Annotated in this window: 14 protein-coding genes; 10 read left to right on the forward strand and 4 right to left on the reverse strand. The window is 44.2% G+C overall.

Annotated elements, in window-relative coordinates; genetic code table 11:
• The gene (locus DUL71_RS22365; RefSeq protein ID WP_114940114.1) at positions 1–1,029 is read right to left on the reverse strand and encodes a S66 peptidase family protein; all 1,029 of its coding nucleotides are present in this window, start codon (positions 1,027–1,029) and stop codon (positions 1–3) included.
• A 148-nt stretch (positions 1,030–1,177) separates the two neighbouring features.
• Here DUL71_RS22365 and DUL71_RS22370 point away from each other — a divergent pair, with 148 nt between their 5' ends.
• Positions 1,178–2,443: a formylglycine-generating enzyme family protein gene (locus DUL71_RS22370; RefSeq protein ID WP_244228817.1), complete on the forward strand. Its 1,266-nt coding sequence runs from the start codon at positions 1,178–1,180 to the stop codon at positions 2,441–2,443.
• A 318-nt stretch (positions 2,444–2,761) separates the two neighbouring features.
• On the opposite strand, the gene DUL71_RS22375 is transcribed toward DUL71_RS22370, so the two are convergent.
• Positions 2,762–3,493: a GntR family transcriptional regulator gene (locus tag DUL71_RS22375; RefSeq protein WP_114940232.1), complete on the reverse strand. Its 732-nt coding sequence runs from the start codon at positions 3,491–3,493 to the stop codon at positions 2,762–2,764.
• A 309-nt stretch (positions 3,494–3,802) separates the two neighbouring features.
• Between DUL71_RS22375 and DUL71_RS22380 the strand changes: the two genes are divergently transcribed.
• Complete coding sequence (locus tag DUL71_RS22380) at positions 3,803–5,104, forward strand: glucosidase family protein (protein WP_114940115.1); 1,302 nt, start codon at positions 3,803–3,805, stop codon at positions 5,102–5,104.
• A gap of 160 nt (positions 5,105–5,264) precedes the next feature.
• Positions 5,265–6,647, forward strand: a complete 1,383-nt coding sequence (locus DUL71_RS22385) for a right-handed parallel beta-helix repeat-containing protein (RefSeq protein WP_114940116.1) — start codon at positions 5,265–5,267, stop codon at positions 6,645–6,647.
• 109 nt (positions 6,648–6,756) lie between these two features.
• Here the strand turns inward: DUL71_RS22385 and DUL71_RS22390 are convergent, their stop codons facing one another.
• Both DUL71_RS22390 and DUL71_RS22395 read right to left on the reverse strand, forming a co-directional pair.
• The gene (locus DUL71_RS22390; RefSeq protein ID WP_114940117.1) at positions 6,757–7,320 is read right to left on the reverse strand and encodes a dihydrofolate reductase family protein; all 564 of its coding nucleotides are present in this window, start codon (positions 7,318–7,320) and stop codon (positions 6,757–6,759) included.
• A gap of 161 nt (positions 7,321–7,481) precedes the next feature.
• A complete protein-coding gene (locus DUL71_RS22395; RefSeq protein WP_244228818.1) occupies positions 7,482–8,210 on the reverse strand; it encodes a FadR/GntR family transcriptional regulator in 729 nt (242 codons plus the stop codon).
• Positions 8,211–8,365: 155 nt separating this feature from the next.
• On the opposite strand from DUL71_RS22395, the gene DUL71_RS22400 reads away from it, so the two are divergent.
• The 7 genes from DUL71_RS22400 to DUL71_RS22430 all read left to right on the forward strand — a co-directional run bounded on the left by DUL71_RS22400 (position 8,366) and on the right by DUL71_RS22430 (position 19,982).
• Complete coding sequence (locus DUL71_RS22400; RefSeq protein WP_114940118.1) at positions 8,366–11,665, forward strand: SusC/RagA family TonB-linked outer membrane protein; 3,300 nt, start codon at positions 8,366–8,368, stop codon at positions 11,663–11,665.
• A 17-nt stretch (positions 11,666–11,682) separates the two neighbouring features.
• On the forward strand, positions 11,683–13,227 hold the full coding sequence (nanU, locus tag DUL71_RS22405; RefSeq protein ID WP_114940119.1) for a SusD family outer membrane lipoprotein NanU: 1,545 nt from the start codon (positions 11,683–11,685) through the stop codon (positions 13,225–13,227).
• Positions 13,228–13,289: 62 nt separating this feature from the next.
• Positions 13,290–14,228, forward strand: coding sequence for a dihydrodipicolinate synthase family protein (locus DUL71_RS22410; RefSeq protein WP_114940120.1), 939 nt, complete (start codon positions 13,290–13,292; stop codon positions 14,226–14,228).
• A 2-nt stretch (positions 14,229–14,230) separates the two neighbouring features.
• Positions 14,231–15,421 carry a kelch repeat-containing protein gene (locus DUL71_RS22415; protein ID WP_114940121.1) on the forward strand — a complete coding sequence of 397 codons (1,191 nt, stop codon included), beginning with the start codon at positions 14,231–14,233 and terminating at the stop codon, positions 15,419–15,421.
• Complete coding sequence (locus tag DUL71_RS22420; RefSeq protein WP_114940122.1) at positions 15,418–16,656, forward strand: MFS transporter; 1,239 nt, start codon at positions 15,418–15,420, stop codon at positions 16,654–16,656. Before DUL71_RS22415 ends, DUL71_RS22420 begins: the two co-directional genes overlap by 4 nt.
• 27 nt (positions 16,657–16,683) lie before the next feature.
• Positions 16,684–18,792: a GDSL-type esterase/lipase family protein gene (locus tag DUL71_RS22425; protein WP_114940123.1), complete on the forward strand. Its 2,109-nt coding sequence runs from the start codon at positions 16,684–16,686 to the stop codon at positions 18,790–18,792.
• 11 nt (positions 18,793–18,803) lie between these two features.
• Positions 18,804–19,982 carry an AGE family epimerase/isomerase gene (locus tag DUL71_RS22430; RefSeq protein WP_114940124.1) on the forward strand — a complete coding sequence of 393 codons (1,179 nt, stop codon included), beginning with the start codon at positions 18,804–18,806 and terminating at the stop codon, positions 19,980–19,982.

A 19,982-nucleotide genomic window follows, 5' to 3' on the forward strand; every position in this document is an offset into this window, starting at 1 on the left:
TTACAACGATTTGAGCGTACTCCCTTCAGCGCCAACCTCAAGAATATGTCTTACCCCGCATTTTAGCGCGAAATTGTTTTTCTGATGTCCTACCGGGAAATCAAAGCAAATGGGATAATTGTATTCTTTTACTTTTTCGGTAACGATATCATAAATGGTGTGGCCAAATTCTTCGCCTTCAATATCGGGTTTAAGTTGAAAACCGCCAATGATGAGCCCGGCCAGGTTTGAAAGTTTACCGCTTTGTTTCAGGTTCCAGAACATGCGGTCGATATTGTAGAGGTACTCATGGGTATCCTCAACAAATAAGATCTTGCCGTCGGTATGCAAATCAGATGGCGTACCTGACAGTGTCGCGATCAGGCTCAGGTTTCCACCTACCAGGGTAGCTTCGGCTTTCCCATAACGGTTTTGTGCAACTGGAGGTGAAGAATAACTAAGACTTTCGCCGGTCAAAGCCTGCCTGATGGATTGAATAGTGGCAATCTGCATGGCATCAGCTTTTGTCCAATCATCCGGAAAGCTGTTGCACATTTTTGAATGGATGGTTGCTATCCCGAAATTACGGTTAATATGGCAATGTAACGCGGTAATATCACTAAAGCCGATGAGCCATTTAGGGTGCTTTTTAAAGTATTTAAAATTTAAACGATCAATAACCCTGACCAGGCCATAGCCGCCCCTTGCACACATGATGGCTTTAATTTCCGGATCATCCAACATCTGCTGCAGATCTGCTATGCGCTCTTCATCCGTCCCGCCGTATATAAAATCCTTTTTGCCTGTGTTATCGCCTATAACTATATTAAAGCCCCAGCTTTGCATGAGTTGTACGGCCGGTAAAATTTCGGCCAGGCTCATATACCCTGAAGGACTGACAATGCCTATGGTATCTCCCGGTTTTAAATAGGGCGGTATTTTATGACTGGCTTTAGCAATGGAATTTTCGGGCGTATTCGCCCATGCCCTTGATGTTGACAGTGCAGCACCGGCAGTTACTAATGAGGAGATGAAGCGTTTTCTGTCCATTTTTGTTGCTGCATTTTTGATGCAACAAGGTTGATAAAATTATGAAAAACGAGAGAAAACTAATTAACGCCGGTTGGGTAATATTTTATATCCTACAATCTTTACAAAAATGATGTTCCTGATGTAAAGATTACTAAGTTTGAATTTGATGAAAAGCAAACATATTTCTCTTCCCGGAATTATAACTGCCCTACTGCTGTCTTCAGCGATTTTTCAGGGTTGCCATACCGCCGATCATAAAGAACAAAACAAAACTGATACTGCAACTTCGCGGCCTGCAACTGCCACTTCCGCCGCCGGCTTTAAAGTTAAGGCAGCTATTTCGTGCACTAAAAATGGCATGATCAGGGAGGATAGTATTTTGTATATGCACCAGGGAGGTGAGTCTTTTCAGCCCACTATTGTTAATGTGAACAATATGGCGGTTAACCAAACGAATAACGATATGGCCTGGATTCCGGGTGGTACATTTAGTATGGGTGGCGTAAACCCTACCGGCATGACCGATGGCGGCATGGAAGCCATGGATGATGCGAGGCCTGTTCACCGGGTATTGGTTGATGGCTTTTATATGGACAAAAACGAGGTGACTAACGCGCAGTTTGTCAAATTTGTAAAAGCTACCGGCTACATAACTGTGGCCGAGCAAAAGCCAACTGCCGAAGAGTTTCCGGGTGTACCTGCTGAAGATCTGGTTGCCGGATCGGTTGTTTTTACCCCACCAAATCAAAAAGTGCCATTAGATGATATTTCGCAATGGTGGTCGTATAAAAAAGGTGCAGATTGGAGGCATCCGCTTGGGCCTGGGTCCGATCTAAAAGGGAAAGAGAATTTCCCGGTGGTACAAGTGGCCTGGGAGGATGCTGCCGCTTATGCAAAATGGGCGGGAAAACGTTTGCCTACAGAAGCTGAGTGGGAATTTGCTGCAAGGGGAGGCAAAGCCGGCGAGTTATATCCCTGGGGAAACCAGTTAAAACAGAACGGCCGGTGGATGGCCAATATATTTCAGGGATCGTTCCCTAACCGTGATAATGCCGAAGATGGTGAAACAGGTCTTGGCCCGGTAAAAAAATATCCGGCTAATGCTTACGGTTTATATGACATGGCGGGTAACGCCTGGGAGTGGTGTGCCGACTGGTACCGTAATGACTATTATAATAGTTTCAATCCAAATGTAGTTGCCCGCAACCCAAAAGGCCCGGCCGATTCATATGATCCGCAGGAGCCCGGACAAAAGAAGAAGGTACAAAGAGGAGGCTCGTTTTTATGTACCGATCAATATTGTATGCGCTATATGGTGGGTTCAAGAGGTAAGGGCGAATATCGTTCAGCAACAAACCACGTTGGTTTCAGGTGCGTGCAGGATACTAAGCAAAGTAATCAAACAAAACAGGTTACTCAAAAATCGCTTTAGGATGTGAACAGTGCAGATAGCTTTTGACTTACGCTTTTAAGCTTTTCAAAAAGGTTATAAAAAAAGAAGCACTCCTGTTGGGCAGGAATGCGTTCTAACCAATTATAAACCTAAATTATGAGAAGAGATGTAAACCCGGGGTCGAACCGGAGTCGCTGCCTGTCAGCTATTCACATGATGGTACAAATATACGTGTAATCCGTACAATTATTGTCATCTTAATATGAAAATTTTACTTTTATTGGTATTCTGCTATAAATGACAGTCGGTTTATGGATAATTTGCAACGATTTATAACAGAAGCTTTACAAAACCGGATCAGGTCCTTCTGCTTTCAACCGTGTAAACAAAACTTTCGGCTTTGTAATAGCCCAGATTATACTCCATGGGGCGCTCGCCCTGATCATAAACAAACCTTTTTCTGAATAAGACGGGACTGCCGTTTTCAATTTCAAGCTTATCGGCTATAAATTTATTAGCTTCAATAGCACTGATCTCTTCTTTTGACAGGTTTGCTACAGTAGAGTATTCATCCTCAAGCATTTCATAAAGCGGGCGCTTAAAATCTTCTTCGCCTGTAAGGCCTATCCGCGGATGAAAATAAGATATGAAATAAACAAAGGGATTATCGCTGCTGCCACGTAACCGTTCCATTTTTACAATCTTTTTATCGGTACTGATATCAAAAAAGCTGGCGGTACTCTCATCCGGAAATACCCAGCTCACATGCAGCTCGTAATTTTTTACGTTGATGCCCCTCGCTTTCATTTCCTGCGAAAAGCTGAGCCAGTTCATAGATTTTGAACTTATTTTGGAACTGGCAACCTTGGTGCCGAAGCCTTTTTTACGGATCAGCAGCTCGTCATAAACCAATTTATTAATAGCCTGGCGCAGTGTGGTACGGGATATAGCCAGTTTTTTAGCCAGTTCAACTTCATTGGGCAGTAACTTACCTGCCTGGTACGCAGGATCTTTAATCAGTTCGCGAAGCAATTGCTCGGCTTGTATATGTAGAGGCACAGGGCTCTTATGGTCGATAGATAATTTCATAGTGGTTTTTACTAACCTTAATGAGTTTAATTGCGGTAAAGATAATAAAAAGCTTAACCATGTATTTACATGATTAAGGCCGGTGTTTTTAAATTGGTATATACAATGTAGCTGATTGTTTGGCATTGAAAAACGCAGTGGCGAGATTAGCTTATCCATTAACGACTAATTTCTCCGGGTTAAATAATTATTTGAAGTTTTGATACTAAATGTTCATACAAATAGTTGTTTGTTGTTTAGCTGAAGCCTTGATTTTTATTGAGCGGAAAGTTGATTATTACTGATAAATTTACCTGATTATTACTATAGATGAACCTGTTAAGATCAATCCTATTATCTGTTGCAATTACTATTCCGGGAATCCTGTTGGCGCAAAGCCGCGCATTTGACAAGGAACTGGCAAACAAAATCATGACCGATAGTCGCCTGGATACGGTTGAGGCCCGTGCTTTACGGTTGTTGACCGGCTTTACCGCGGGTACTTCATACGGCGAAATCTGGATCCGCGATTTTAATACATTTATTGAAGGCTCGTTACGGGTACATAGCAGGGAGGAGGTAAAAGAAAAGCTGTTGCTGTTTTTTAAGATCCAGGGTAAAGACGGTAACATCCCCGATGGTGCTATTCATAAAGACCAGGCGAACGGGGGGTATCAATATTTATATTCAGAACTGGCACCCGGTTGGGCTATTCATAAAAATACGGTCGAGACCGACCAGGAGTCATCGCTAATCCAGGCGGTTAAAAAGTATATTGATATCACCGGAGATAAAAGCATTTTAACTGATACCATTGGCGGCCGGACGGTAATACAACGTATGGAAGATGCGATGAACTACATCCTGAAATATCGCTGGTCGGCTAAATATAATTTGGTTATCGGCGCTACTACAGTTGATTGGGGCGATGTGCAAACGCAGAAAGGTTGGGGCGTAGCCGTCAATGATAAAACAAAATGGACAATTGATATTTATGATAACGCGATGTTTTTGCTGGCCATACATGATTTTCTGGCTATGAAGCCTGCCGGCTATAAAGCATCCCGTTATTGGGGAGATATAGCCATCGGAATGAAACTTAGAACACGGCATTACCTATGGGATAAAAAAGCGAGGAAATATATTCCGCACATTTATCTTGACAGCTCACCATTTCCTCCTTCATTTAATGAAAAACAGATCCTTTATCTCGGCGGCACTATATGTGCTGTAAAAGCAGGGCTGAATACGCCGAAGGAGATAGCCGATATCAATAACCAATTTCTGAAAGCAGCTTCTAAAGAAAAGTGCGCAACCATCGGCCTTACCGTTTATCCGCCATATCCTCTTGAACAATTTCCGAACATACCACCTTATACATACCAAAACGGCGGGGACTGGACATGGTTTGGCGGACGCATGATAGCTCCATTAATTGAAAACGATATGGTTAATGAAGCGTACACCGAATTAAGCCCGATGATTGACCGGGTACTGAAGAATAAAGGTTTTTTTGAATGGTACGACGTGAGAACGGGGGAAGCGAAAGGCTCCGGCGATTTCAGAGGAGAAGCCGGTGTGCTTTATGAAGCCATAAACAGGCTGTGCGCCTGGGCGAAAATTCATTCGTAACTGTTTGATTTTTAGTGTTTTTTGATATGTAAAACTTGTGGTGGTAATTGACCTGGCAACAAAACCTGAAAGTATAGCGTATAACAATCGGTTCTGCGTTGCAGAGGCAAGTTGACTATCAATACCTTTTTTAATTAAAACATATTTAGAAGCTCTTTTAATGAGAAATAACAATTACTTCATTCGCATGGCAGCCGCTTTGCTCATTGTAGCATGTTTTGCCGGATGTTCCAAAAGCGTAAATAAAATTGAAAAGCCGGTAGCGGCTATTCCGGAGCAGGTTAACGCGCAACAAAGTTTGGCAACTGCAGCGGTTAGTACCTACACCTACACCGTTAAAACTACCGACTGGATGGTTGATGGCACCAAGATCCCGGCAGGGGCAACCATATATGTTCCGGCAGGCAAACGAGGCTCTTTGCTGCTTAAAAATCTTAAAGGAACAGCCGCCGCACCCATCATAATCACTAACAAAGGTGGCAGGGTATCTTTTACTACCGAAACCACAGCCTCATACGCGTTTAAGACACAAAATTGTCAATACTTTAAAGTGATGGGCAATGGCGTATCAACAATTAAGTATGGTTTTGATGTAAACGGAGGCAACATCGGCATGACCATGGACGATCTGAGCACAGATTTTGAAATTGCGGCCGTTGAGGTACGCAACAGTGGTTTTGCAGGTATCATGGCTAAAACAGATCCTACATGCGATGTTGCAACTCAGCGTGGCCGGTTTGTGATGAAAAACGTTTTTATTCATGATAACTATGTTCATAAAACCGGAGGCGAAGGTCTTTACATCGGAAACTCATTTTACGAAGACGGTGTTTCAACATCATGTGGTACTGTATTGCCTCACGATGTAGTGAATGCCAAGATCTATAGAAACCTGGTTGATTCAACCGGTTCAGAAGGTATCCAGGTTGGTAGCGCTACCTCTGGCTGCGAGATTTACAGTAACACAGTTAAAAACCCGGGACGGAGCCCTTTTTCTGCATACCAGGATAACGGGATCCAGATAGGTGAAGGTACAGGTGGTAAATGTTATAATAATCTGGTAAAAAATGCGCCAGGTAACGGTATTATCGTTTTGGGCTGGGGTGATAACGTAGTGTTTAACAACTATATTATAAACACAAAATCGTATGGTATTTTTGCAGATTCGAGGTATACTCCGGGAAAAAACTTCCAGTTTATCAATAATACCATCATTGGTTCGGTATTAGGCGGGATTAAGCTAAACTCTGAAACTATTCCGATGAATACTGTTATTAATAACGTACTTATACAATCGGCATCGGTGCAGGCCATCATCAGAAAAAGCACAGGTGTAAAGCTCACCGCCTCAAATAATTATGTAAGCACAGATGTAAATACCTGTAAGTTTGTAAACTACGGAGCAGATAACTTTCACCTGCAATCATCGTCGCCGCTTATTAATAAAGGCGCCAACGTTTTATCGTATGGTGTAAAATTTGATTATTATAACGCTGTGCGTCCTTCAGGTTCTGCGTTTGACATTGGTGCTACTGAATATTAATATTAACCATAATTGGTATAAAAAGCGCTTTAGTTTTTACTAAAGCGCTTTTTATGTTATGGACCTTCAAATTACTTTTTTCTAACCCAACCCTTTCCCGGAAAAACTGTTATTTTTTTATCTCATAACACAGTTCCACCATTCCGTTTTTGTAGGCTGTTACGTTGCTTAAGTGCAGGGCCTTTTCTTGCCCTATCTGATCAAAAAATGGTGTTCCATCTCCCAAAATAATCGGTAAAATGGATTGCCTTATTTCGTCGGCCAGATTTAAACGGATGAAATCTTTGGCAAGCTCTGCACCGCCAACAAGCCAGACATTTTTATAATTTGGTTTTAGTTTTTCGTTAACGAGTTTTTCCAGGTCGCCCGAGTATATTTCAACGTTTTGCCGTTCAACAGGCATGTCTCTGTGGGTTAACACAATTGTAGGAATATCGCCGTAAACCCATCCGTATGATTTTGAAAGCTCCAGCGCGAGCTCATAGGTGCGGGACCCCATGATGTAGCAATCTATCTTTTTAAGAAACTCTGCTGCTTCCTCCTGGGTAACGGTAACTCCTTTTTCATAGTTGTCGGATGTTTCAAACCATGAAATACTATTGTCTTTTCTGGCAATATAGCCATCAAGACTTGATACCATGTGGATAGTTATTTTAAATGGATCTGTAGCCATTTTATGTTATTTTACAGGATTGCTGTCGGTTTATTTGGGACGAAAGGCTTCCTCCATTTTTAAAACAATCAGTTCAAAATGGAAGCCATACAAATGTAGAAAAAGAGATTACTGTTACAAACAGCCGGTGTTATTTCAGCAGGAAGTTAGGCAACTTTTTCCTATTCAAAAAGCCTGGCAAAGTGGTTTTCCAAATGATTACGCATGCCATTACGGAGCATTTCGGCAGATCCTTTTTCAATCAGGTCGATGAGTCCGGCGTGCGATACGAACTTTTTATGTTTTACAGGTTTTTTCAATAAGCCGCTCTGGTGCACATAATCAAATACCGGCAGCAGCATTTTCTGAAACTTGCGAAGCGTTTCGTTGCCGGTGATATCGTATAGCTTTCCATGGAAACGGATCTCCTGTTCAACATCAAAAATAACAGCCTGGGAAGAAGACGTCTCTACCGAAACAATTGCGCGCAGCTCGGCAATGTCTTCCGGCTTTACGCGTTCAATAATAAAATCGGCCATCCCGATTTCCAACGCCAGCCGCATTTCAAAAATCTCTTTTAGGGTAGATTTGTCAAGTATCTCCGGGTTCATGCTTTTTTCAAGGATAGAAACCAAATCCGGGCTGGTAAGTACCGCGCCGCGTTTTTTCTTTGAATCTATCAGCCCCATCAGCCTTAACCTCAGCAAGGCTTCCCTGATCACAGTACGGCTTACACCAAGCGCATCGGCCAATTCCAGCTCTTTCGGAATAGGATCTCCAACCTTAAACTTTTTTTCAATAAACAGTTCAACCAGATTCTTTTCTACCCGGTCTACCAGCGAACTGGTATCTATGTTTTTTATGCTTTGAATAAGGCCGTTGCTCTTCATTTTTTCTTTCTCTGCAAACATACAAATCAACCGTAAATAATACCCTAATTCATTTAGTGTATTTGAAACACTCAGTAAATCAGCCAAAAAATATTTTATCGGATTGATTTGCAAAATTGAAATTAAAACTTCATAATTGTATTATGTCATACATAATACAAAATAGCTAATAAAATATGAACCAAAGTTTTACCCTAAAAAAAGGCCTGATGACCTTACTGAGCTTATTGCTTTTTATGGTTGTTCAGGCGCAAACAAAAAAGATCAGCGGCAAGGTAACTGCCGATGACGATCATAGCTCGCTGCCGGGTGTGAGCGTAACTATTAGAGGCACAACCCAAGGAGGCCCAACATCGGCCGATGGTACTTACTCCATCCAGGCATCGCCAAATGATGTATTGGTTTTCCGTTTTATGGGATACGGAACACAGGAAATTACAGTCGGTCAGCAAACTACCATCAACGTGGCGCTTAAACCGGATAATAAAGCTCTTAACGAGGTGGTGGTAGTAGGTTACGGTACGCAATCACGTAAAAGCGTTACCAGCGCCATCGCCACTTTAGATAATAAAGTATTGGCAACAGCGCCGCGAGCAAACATTGGCAGCGCGCTGCAGGGAACCGTTTCCGGTTTACAGGTAGTTAATAGTAGTGGTGCTCCCGGTGCAACTCCGCTGATTGTACTGAGGGGTGGTGCATCTATTAATAGTCCGGGTGCCCCATTAGTGGTGGTAGATGGGGTTATCCGGGCTTATAATGATATCCCGGCAGACGATATCGCGTCAATCGACCTGTTGAAGGATGCAGCCTCCACAGCTATTTACGGTGCGCGTGCTAATAACGGGGTGATACTAATCACCACCAAACAAGGTAAAAACGGAACCGCGCAGGTGACCTATAAATTCACCGAAGGTTTTAACCGTCAGCGCCAGGGCTATAACTACATGAATGCCGGCGATTACATTTACTATAATCGTTTGGGCAACATAAACTCTGGCCGTACGTTGGCGCAGATCAACGCTACCCGCGGATATGGTTTGCTGACGGATGCCGCAAATCTGGCATCTTTTGATATCCGTGCCGAAACAGCCGCAAACCAAAACCTGTTATCGCAAGGCTGGCAAGATTTGGATGATCCTGCCAACCCGGGCAATAAGATCATCTATAAAGATCATAGTAAAGAAGTTGAAAACGTATTATTCAGGAACACCCGTACACAGGATCACTACCTGAGCGCTATTGGCGGTAACGATAAAGGAAAATACTTTGCCAGTTTGGATTATTACAACGAGGATGGTGTTATAGTGGGCTCTAATTATAACCGCTATTCCGGTGATTTTAACGGTTCTTATAAGGTTAAGCCCAACGTTGAAGTTTCAACCGGGGTGACGCTTTCAACCTCATCGCAATTAGGTGCACCTGCCGGTGATGTGAACTCGCTGTACCGCACATTGGCATTATGGCCAACTTTTAACCCATGGTTGGACGCAGCTAAAACGCAGCCTAATCCGGGTAACAGCATTAGCGATGGTAATCCGTTATACTGGTTGGGCAAGCTTAAACGCAGCAACGAGGTTGACAGGATCGTAGCCAACGCTGCTGTTAAATGGGATATTATGCCGGGCCTGTTTTTCAAGGTGTCGGGCAGTGGTTACCTCAACCAGCAAATTAACCAGTCGTTTCAGCAGGCTACGCAAACTTATGCTACTTTGTTTGCCAACCCGCCATCATACAGCAGCACCAGCAGGGAGTCTATCGCAGGTTACTCCCGCAACTTTCAACAAACCTATAACGCTATCCTGAATTACACCAAATCATTCGGCAAGCATGATCTGAGTGCCATGATAGGTGCCGAGTACTACGATCAGAAAGCGTTGGGTATCCAGGTAGATGGTACCAATGCGCCTACGGATAACATATCTACAGCCAACGCTTCTACTTTATTTGCCGTTGGTGGTAATTATAGTAACCAGGCCGAAAACCGGATCATTTCAACCTTTACCCGCATCAACTATGCTTATGACAGCAAGTACCTGTTAACCTTTGTATTGAGAGAAGATGGTGTATCGCAGCTGGCACCGGGCAACAGGATAGGTTATTTCCCCGGTGTATCTGCCGGCTGGAATGTTGGTCGCGAAGCGTTTTTTGAAAAATGGGGACTTAATAAAGTATTCTCAACCTTTAAACCACGCGCAAGCTATGGCTCTAACGGTAATATCGCGGGCTTAGGCAATTACGATGTGCAGGGTGTTTATGCCGCCCAAACATTATACAATGGACAGGGCAGCTTCCTGAACACCGGTTTAACTAATGCAAACCTAAGGTGGGAAAAAAGCCGCACTACAGATGTTGGTGCCGATATCGGTTTCTTTAAGGACAGGGTAAGTTTCCTGTTTGATTACTACAACCGCATCACCAGCGACCTGCTAACCAGTTTGCCATTGCCAAGCTATACCGGCTTTTCGAGCATTCAAACCAACCTGGGCACGTTACAAAATAAAGGTTACGAGTTTACGGTAAAAGCCAACGTGATCAACAACCCAAATGGGTTGCGGATTGATTTAGGCGCGACCGCTTCATATGTAAAAAACAAAGTTTTAAAGCTGCCATATAACGGTAACGAAAACAACCGGCAAGGTGGTTTACAGGTGTATGACCCTAAATCGGGTAAGGTTATTTGGGTAGGTGGTATCCAGGAAGGGCAGCCATTGGGCCAGATTTATGGATACAAACAGGTATCTATATTTAAAGATGCGGCGGATGTTGCTGCCAAGGCGGGCAACCGCGTAGATAACGTTGCAGGCATCACCGGCCCTAACCTGGCAGCAGGCAAAGGTGGACATATTACGCCGGGCGACGTGAATTGGCAGGATGTGGACAAGAACGATACTATCGATTCGCGCGACCAGGTTTATCTGGGTAATATCTACCCTAAATGGACTGGTGGCTTCAACGTGAATGTATCATACAAAGCGTTCTCTTTATACTCAAGGTTTGAATATACTTTAGGCAATACCATTTATAATGATCTTGTAGCACGTACCTTAGGTAATTACCAGGGCACTTTTAACTATATCGATCTGCAAAAACAGGCCTGGTCACCAACCAACACCAATACCAACATACCAAAGGTTTACTATGCCGATCAGGTGGTTGGCTCCAAGCAAAACTATACGAGGGGCAATAATGCAAGTGCTGTACTAAACGGCAATAATTCCAATTTTTATGAGAGCGGAAATTATCTGGCCTGTCGTGAAATAACCTTGTCGTACGATTTTGCAAAATCCCTATTGGATAAAACAAAGATCTTCTCCAAAGTGCGTTTGTTCGCCAGTGGCAGCAACTTGTTCTATATCAAAAAATTCAGCGGACCGACACCAGAGGCTCCAATATCAAACGGAGCGCTGACAGGAGTTTACCAGGGTACTTATCCAACCCCTAAATCATTTGTAGTAGGTGTTCAGGCATCATTCTAACCTTTAAATATTTCGAAATGAAAAAATATACTATAGTCATCTTTGCAGGATTGTTGATCCTGGGATTGTCGAGCTCGTGCCGGAAGCAATTGGATCTGGCACCGGTAAGCAGCGTTACCGATGGTAACTTCTGGAAAACTGCCGATCAGTTTGATTCATTTGTAGCTGGTGTACACACGCAATTCAGGGCCAATAACAGCGCTTTTCAAACGCTGGGCGAAATGCGTGCCGATATCTTCGCTACGGATCCCGGTACAAACGGCACTTTTACGGGCGAAGCCACCCAAGGTTTTGAACGCCTCTGGACTCAAAACCTAAATCTCGATAATCCCGGCATAAGCAGTTACGGTGGTTTTTATACCAATATCAACCAGCTTAATTTATTGATAAGCAAACTGAATAGTACCGATATTGTATCGGCTACAAATAAGAATTACTATTTGGGGATTGCTTACGGCATGCGCGCCTTTTACTATTTTCAATTATACCGCAGCTGGGGTAATGTGATCATCCAAACGGAGCCAACTTCGGGTTCAACGCTCAATATCTCCAACCTGGCTAAGGCGGCTTCACCAGCGGCTGATGTATTGACATTGATTAAAGCTGATATTGATAAATCGGTTACAAGTTTCGGATCGGATTATTCTTTCAGGAACCTGAAATCCTACTGGTCAAAATCGGCTACGTTGATGCTTAAGGCCGATGTTTATTTGTGGACGGCGCATCGCGGTAATGCCGCTGCAGACGCTGCTACAGCCAAAGCAGCATTGACCGATATTCAAACTAATGTGCCCGCCCTGCAATTGCTGCCTAAATACAGCGATGTTTTTGCAACAACTACCAAAGGCAATAACGAGATGATATTTGTAAGCCATTACCAGTTTAACGAGGCTACCATGTCATTTGTGCAAAGCAGTTTTGTACCACAAAGCGGCCTGATCTCCAATTTTTATGATTCATTGGCCAACCGTCAGTTTTCGCCTACCATTGACAACTGGGGTGGTTTGCTGAGGGCGCCTGTAAGGATAGCCGCTTTCAGGGCTTTTAACGATAAGGACAGCCGCAAGTTGGCCAGCATTCAACCGGCCTATCAAAAATTAGCCGATGGTACTTTTAAAATTGCCGGATGTTTTACAGATAAATACCAGGGCGAGCAAAACGCGGGCGCAAGATTGATCACCAATGATTTTCCAATCTATCGTTATGCCGATTTACTGCTGATGCTGGCCGAGGCTAAGGTAGCATTAGGCGAGTCGCCGGTAACAGAACTCAATTTGGTAAGGGCGAGAGCCTTTGCTGCTAATTATGATGCAACCACACAAGGATACCCTAACCAAACTATAGATACCAATCCTACAGAAGCCATTTTGCAGGAGCGTTTCTTTGAGTTTGTATTTGAAGGTAAACGCTGGTACGATTTGCGCCGGGCGGGCGACAGTTTTGTTTACGAACACACTACATTACCGGCATCGCAGGCTTACGCGCTGTTTTGGCCGGTTGACCGTACTACGTTAACCAATAACAGGTTATTGGTACAAACCGCGGGCTATGCCTCTTTTTAACAGTATCTATTTTTTAACCGGGAGATCATACTCCCGGTTATTGCTCATTACATATATATAACATGAAAATTGAACATCTACAGGGATTGATCAGTGCGCCTTTTTCCCCATTGAACGCAAATGGCGAACTGGACCTGAGCATTATTCCAACCTATTACGCTTTTCTGAAGCATAACGGCATTACTGGCGCATTCATTAACGGTTCAACAGGCGAGGGGGTATCTTTAACGTTAAATGAAAAGAAACTGGTGGCCGAAGCCTGGGCTAAAGCATCCAACCACGACCCTGATTTTAAAGTGATGCCCCTTTTAGGCGGAACCTGCCTTGCCGATTGTATTGATTTGGCTAAACACGCGCAAAAAATAGGTTTATACGCTGTTTCGCTAACCTCGCCATTTTACTTTAAACCGGCCAACGTAAATATGCTGGCAAAGAGCTGTATGGCGGTGGCATCGGCGGTACCTAACATGCCTTTTTATTATTACCATATCCCGGTGTTAACGGGCGGCAATTTCGCGATGCTTGATTTGCTGAAAGCCCTGGATGGCAAAATGGATAACCTTGCCGGTATTAAATACACCCATGAAGATTTTATGGATTTTCAAAGCTGTATCAACTTTAAAAACGGTAAATATGATATGCTTTGGGGTAGGGACGAGAACATGCTTTCGGCACTTGCTGTAGGTAGCAAAGGCGCTGTGGGCAGTACGTTTAACTACGCCGCGCCATTATATCACTGGCTTATTGATGCGTTCAACAATAATGATTTGAATGAAGCACAGCAGCTTCAGCAAAAGTCAATAGATATGATCCGCCTGCTTGGTAAATACGGTGGAATAGCGACCGGCAAAGCTTACATGAAACTGGTGGGTGTGGATTGTGGGGAATTTAGGCTTCCGGTGGCCAATATGACGGCAGAACAGTTTGAAAACTTTAAATTAGATGTTTCTGAACTGGGCTTTGATCATTTCAAATCAATTGCGCCTGCCGCAAACCTGTAATAATGAAATTTATAATCTACATATTTTTAATGACAGGCAGCATCGCGTTAGCAGGGCAGGCTATGGCCCAGGATAAAGGTTCAGAAAAAATAAGCTGGTCGGTACCGGTACGTATCCCCCCTGCGCCGGGTACCGATAAGCAATTAGGTTTGGCAGGCGTTTTTACGGGGACAAGCAATGGTGTTTTGATCATTGCCGGAGGATCAAATTTTGCGGATGGTGCTATGCCCTGGCAGGGGGGTAAAAAGCTGCACTATAATGATGTGTATGTTTTGGAAAAGGGTTCGACAGGTAAATTCAACTGGCTTAAACCTAAAACAGAACATCTACCGCAAAAAATAGCTTATGGCGCAAGCACAACCCTTCCAGAGGGAATTGTTTGTGCCGGTGGCGAAACCGAAACAAGCCCAGGCAGTGCTGATGTTTTTTTAATGAATTGGGATCCGGTAGAAAAGGATATGGCTTTTACTGATCTGCCATCATTGCCTTTGCCATTGGCCAACGCCTGTATGACAAGTATTGGAAAAGTGATCTATCTAATTGGCGGCGAAAGTGAAGGCAAACCATCCGCTAAATGTTTTACACTAAATCTGGCAGATCAAGAGCCGCGATGGAAAGCTATTGCAGATTTGCCCATAGCTATGTCACATTCTGTCGCGGTTACGCAATCCAACGGGAAATATCCCTGTGTTTATGTGATCGGTGGCCGGAGCAGTACTGCGTCGGGCATCAGCGATTTGCATAGCTATACCTTCTGCTATGACCCGCTAATTAACAAATGGATAGGACTGAGCAAAGTAACAGATGCTAAGCAGCCGATTAACATTTCGGCAGCCACAGCGGTAGCCGTCGGTGCGCGCCATATACTGCTAATTGGCGGAGACAAGGGAACCATTTTCCATCAGATTGAAACTTATAACGCGCTTATCGCCAAAGCTAAAACTGATAAAGAAAAGCAAAGCTTGCAGCAACAAAAATTAACGTTGCTGAATAATCATCCGGGTTTTAGTAAAGATGTATTTCAGTTTAATACCGTTAGCAACTCCTGGCAAAAAATTGGGCACTTGCCATTTTACGGGCAGGTAACTACTACTGCTGTGTTATGGGGTAGTGAGATATTTATCCCCGGAGGCGAGATCAAGCCGGGCATCCGTACAGCGGCAGTAAGCCAGGGAAAATTTAACAGCAAATGAAACAAGGAAAAAATTATCCCTGGCTTGTGGTTGCCTTATTATGGGTAGTAGCGCTGCTCAATTACATGGATAGGCAAATGCTCTCGGTGATGAAGCCGGCCATGGAGGTGAATATCGCCGAACTGAAATCGGCCACAAACTTTGGCTACCTGATGGCGGTATTCCTGTGGATATATGGTTTCATGAGCCCGGTTTCAGGAATCATAGCCGACAGGCTAAACCGCAAATGGCTAATTGTTTGCAGTTTGTTTGTTTGGTCGGGTGTTACGTTTGCCATGGGGTATGCTGCCACATTCAACCAGTTGTATATTCTTCGCGCTGTTATGGGTATTAGCGAAGCTTTGTATATCCCGGCTGGGTTGTCGTTGATAGCTGATTTTCATACCGCTAAATCAAGGTCGCTCGCTGTAGGCGTACATATGACGGGTTTATATGTTGGGCAGGCGCTGGGCGGTTTTGGAGCCACGGCTGCCGCCGCTTTTTCATGGCAGGCTACTTTTCAAACATTTGGGGTGGTGGGCATGGTGTACTCAGTTATACTGATCATGTTTTTGAAAGAAAAAGATAAAACAGGAGATACACAGTTAGTAGCGGAACAATCAAAGCAAAACAAAAATTTATTTAAAGGACTTGCCGCCTTGATCAGCAACAAGGCCTTCTGGGTGATCTTGTTTTATTTTGCCGTTTCGAGTTTGCCGGGCTGGGCTACCAAAAACTGGCTGCCTACGCTGTTTGCCCAAAAATTACATATTGATATGGCGACCGCCGGGCCGCTCTCTACCATAACCATAGCTGTTTCGTCATTTATAGGAGTGATCATGGGCGGAATTTTATCCGACAGGTGGGTGCATGGGAATAAAAAAGGCCGCGTATTTACAAGTGCTATTGGGTTGTCCCTCACTATCCCGGCACTATTGCTGATGGGTTTTGGTCATTCACTGTTTTTTGTTGTGGGTGCCGGGATCTGCTTTGGGTTGGGCTATGGCATGTTCGATGCTAATAATATGCCCATCCTGTGCCAGTTTGTTCCGGTGAAAAACCGGGCGACTGCCTACGGTATCATGAATATGACAGGCGTGTTTTTTGGCGCCTTTATCACCGATAGGTTGGGCAAATCATCAGATGCGGGAAACCTCGGCGCCGACTTTGCCATGCTGGCGGCGGTAGTGCTCATAGCCCTCGCGGTGCAGCTGTATTTTCTGCGACCGGTACACGATGAGTATGCTGATGCCTGATTTATTCCACTCTTTAAAAGTTAGCAGATGAAATTTAAGAACAAGTATTACCCATTGCTGCTGTTTGCTTTATTGATTTGGGTAAAACAGTTATGTGCGCAAACCGGAGGTATCAAGGTAGCCTGCATTGGTAATTCGGTTACCTATGGCTACGGGTTGGCTAATCCTGCACAGGAAAGCTACCCTGCTCAGTTACAAAAACTGCTGGGCAGTAAATACCAGGTTTTAAACTTTGGACATAGCGGCGCTACTTTGCTCAAAAATGGTCACAATCCCTGGTATAAAATGCCGGAGTTTAAGGGGCTCATAGCATCCAAGCCAGATATAGCTATTATTCACCTCGGATTAAACGATACCGATCCGAGGGATTGGCCAGATTACAGGCAAAATTTTGAAGCGGATTACGCTTGGTTAATTGATACCATCAGGAAGGTGAACCCTCAGATGAAGATCTTTATTTGCCGGTTAACGCCAATCTTCAGCGGGCACACAAGGTTTAAATCAGGTACAAGAGAGTGGTACTGGCAGATTCAAAACCTCATCCCTTTGATTGCAAAAGCAAATCAAGTCGACCTGATCGATTTTAATAAGCCGCTTCATAACCGCCCTGATCTCTTTGCCGATAATTTGCATCCGGATAAGGAAGGTGCCTCAATATTGGCTCGGACAGCTTACGGCAGAATTACCGGTAATTATGGTGGTTTAAAATTACCGGCCGTATTCGCCAGCCAGATGGTATTACAGCGCGACAGGCCAATCCCGGTATATGGAACAGCGAATGCCGGAGTTGAAATAACTGTTAAATTCAAAAAAGTTGTAGCAAAAGCGAAGACAGATGAAAATGGTGAATGGAAAGTAATGTTGCCAGCGTCAAAGGCGAGCGGGCCTTTTCAAATGAAGATTGTCGCTAAAGATACGAGTATCACTCTCAGCAATATTTTAATGGGCGATGTCTGGCTTTGTGCCGGGCAATCCAACATGTATTTCCCGCTAAACCACTCGGCAGAGGGTATTGCTGCTATAAAAACCGCATCGGCAAATTCAAAATTACATTTATATAAACTCAACCCACAGACAGAAACTGATCCGGTAGTTTGGGACTCAGTGAGTTTAGCTAAAGCCAACAAACTGGATTTCTTTTCAGGTTCGTGGAAAGCATGCGACAGCAGTTCGGCGGCAGGTTTTTCGGCGGTCGGCTATTATTTCGGTCAAAAAATAGCCAAAGATACCGGCGTCCCCATCGGTTTGATTGAAGTGGCAGTGGGCGGCTCGCCAACCGAGTCATGGATAGAACGCTATACGATGGAACATGATGATCAACTGGTTGATATGCTGAATAACTGGCGTGGTTCTGATTATGAAATGGCTTTTTGCCGGGAGAGGGCAGCTATCAATTTAAAGAATGCAATTAATATTAAGCAACGGCATAGCTATGAGCCCTGTTATAATTATGAAGCGGCCATCGATCCGCTTACGCGCTTCCCCATAAAAGGCGTGGTATGGTACCAGGGCGAAAGCAATACACATAACGTTGAACTTTACAGCCATTTATTTACAACACTCGTAAGCAGCTGGCGGCAGAAGTGGGGGGCTGAGCTGCCTTTTTACACTGTTCAACTATCGGGTATCAACCGGCCTTCATGGCCAGTTTTCAGGGATACTCAGCGGAAACTGCAAAAGAAGATCCCCAATATGCAAATGGCCGTAAGCTTTGATCTCGGCGATTCACTAAATGTGCACCCAACAAAGAAGCGGGAAGTAGGAGAACGGCTGGCCCTGCTGGCAGCGTGTTATACTTATCACCAACCTGTAAAAGCCAATAGTCCCGAACCGTTGACAGCTACCAGACAAGGTAGTCAAATTGTGATGTCCTTTGGCTTCGCCGCCCAGCTAAAAACGGCAAATAATAAAAGGCTGATTGGTTTTGAGCTGATCAATAACAAAGGCCAAAGTGTTTTGCCAATCGCAGCTATCAGGGGAAGTAAAGTATACCTTACTATTCCGGCAGGTGAAAATATCAAGGCGATCAACTACGCCATGCAGCCATTTACCCGGGCTAATTTAATTAACGAGGTTGGGTTGCCTGCTCCAACATTTACCATGCAACTGCATGAAAAGGAAAATGTATTCTATTAAAATCTACTGAAATGAGTTATTCTGAAACCGATTTACATATTTTAAAAACATTTTACGAACGTCAATTACTGCAGGATACGGTGCCGTTCTGGTTCCCGCGCTCTGTTGATGAAGAACACGGTGGCTACCTGTTCATGCGTGATCAGGACGGAAGCCTGATTGATGATGACAAAGCCGTCTGGATCCAGGGCAGGGCGGCCTGGTTGCTGGCCACTTTGTATAATACCGTAGCGCCCAAACAGGATTGGCTTTACGCTTCCCGCTCGGGCATTAACTTTTTGCTTGATCATTGCTTCGATACCGATGGGCAAATGTTTTTTCACGTAACCCGTGACGGCAAACCCATCCGGAAACGCCGTTACTTTTTTTCCGAAACATTCGCGGTTATAGCCATGGCGGCTTATGCCAAGGCCTCGGGCGATGAGGGCATCGCTCAAAAAGCAAGGGAGCTTTTTGGTAAATGTATTGAGTATGCTACTGTACCAGGGTTGCTTCCGGCAAAGTTTACCTCAACACGTCCTTCAAAAGGTATTGGTGTACCCATGATCATGATCAATACGGCCCAGCAGTTACGCGAAACCATTGGCGATGAACGCTGCGATGTGTACATCGAAAAATGGATCAAAGAAATTGAGACCGATTTTGTAAAGCACGATATTAAATGCGTTATGGAACAGGTTGCACCCGATGGCAGCATTATTGACCATATTGACGGGCGTACGCTAAATCCCGGTCATGCTATAGAAGGCGCCTGGTTTATCTTACACGAAGCCAAATACCGTAATAATGATGCTCACCTGATTGAGCTTGGCTGCACCATGCTTGATTATATGTGGGAACGTGGCTGGGATAAAGAACATGGCGGCATTTTATATTACCGCGATGTTTATGATAAACCCGTGCAGGAATACTGGCAGGATATGAAATTCTGGTGGCCTCACAACGAGGTGATCATAGCCACCCTGTTGGCTTATACCCTCACTGGTAACGAAAAATATGCCCGCTGGCACAAAATGGTGCATGATTATGCTTATGATAGATTTCATGACCCGGTAAACGGCGAATGGTTTGGCTACCTGCACAGGGATGGCAGTTTGGCGCAAACGGCCAAAGGTAATTTGTTTAAAGGGCCTTTTCATTTACCCCGCCAGGAATGGTATTGTATGCAATTATTAAAACAACTGAAATAA

It is taken from the genome of Mucilaginibacter endophyticus (genome assembly GCF_003351025.1).
Classification (GTDB): Bacteria; Bacteroidota; Bacteroidia; order Sphingobacteriales; family Sphingobacteriaceae; genus Mucilaginibacter; species Mucilaginibacter endophyticus.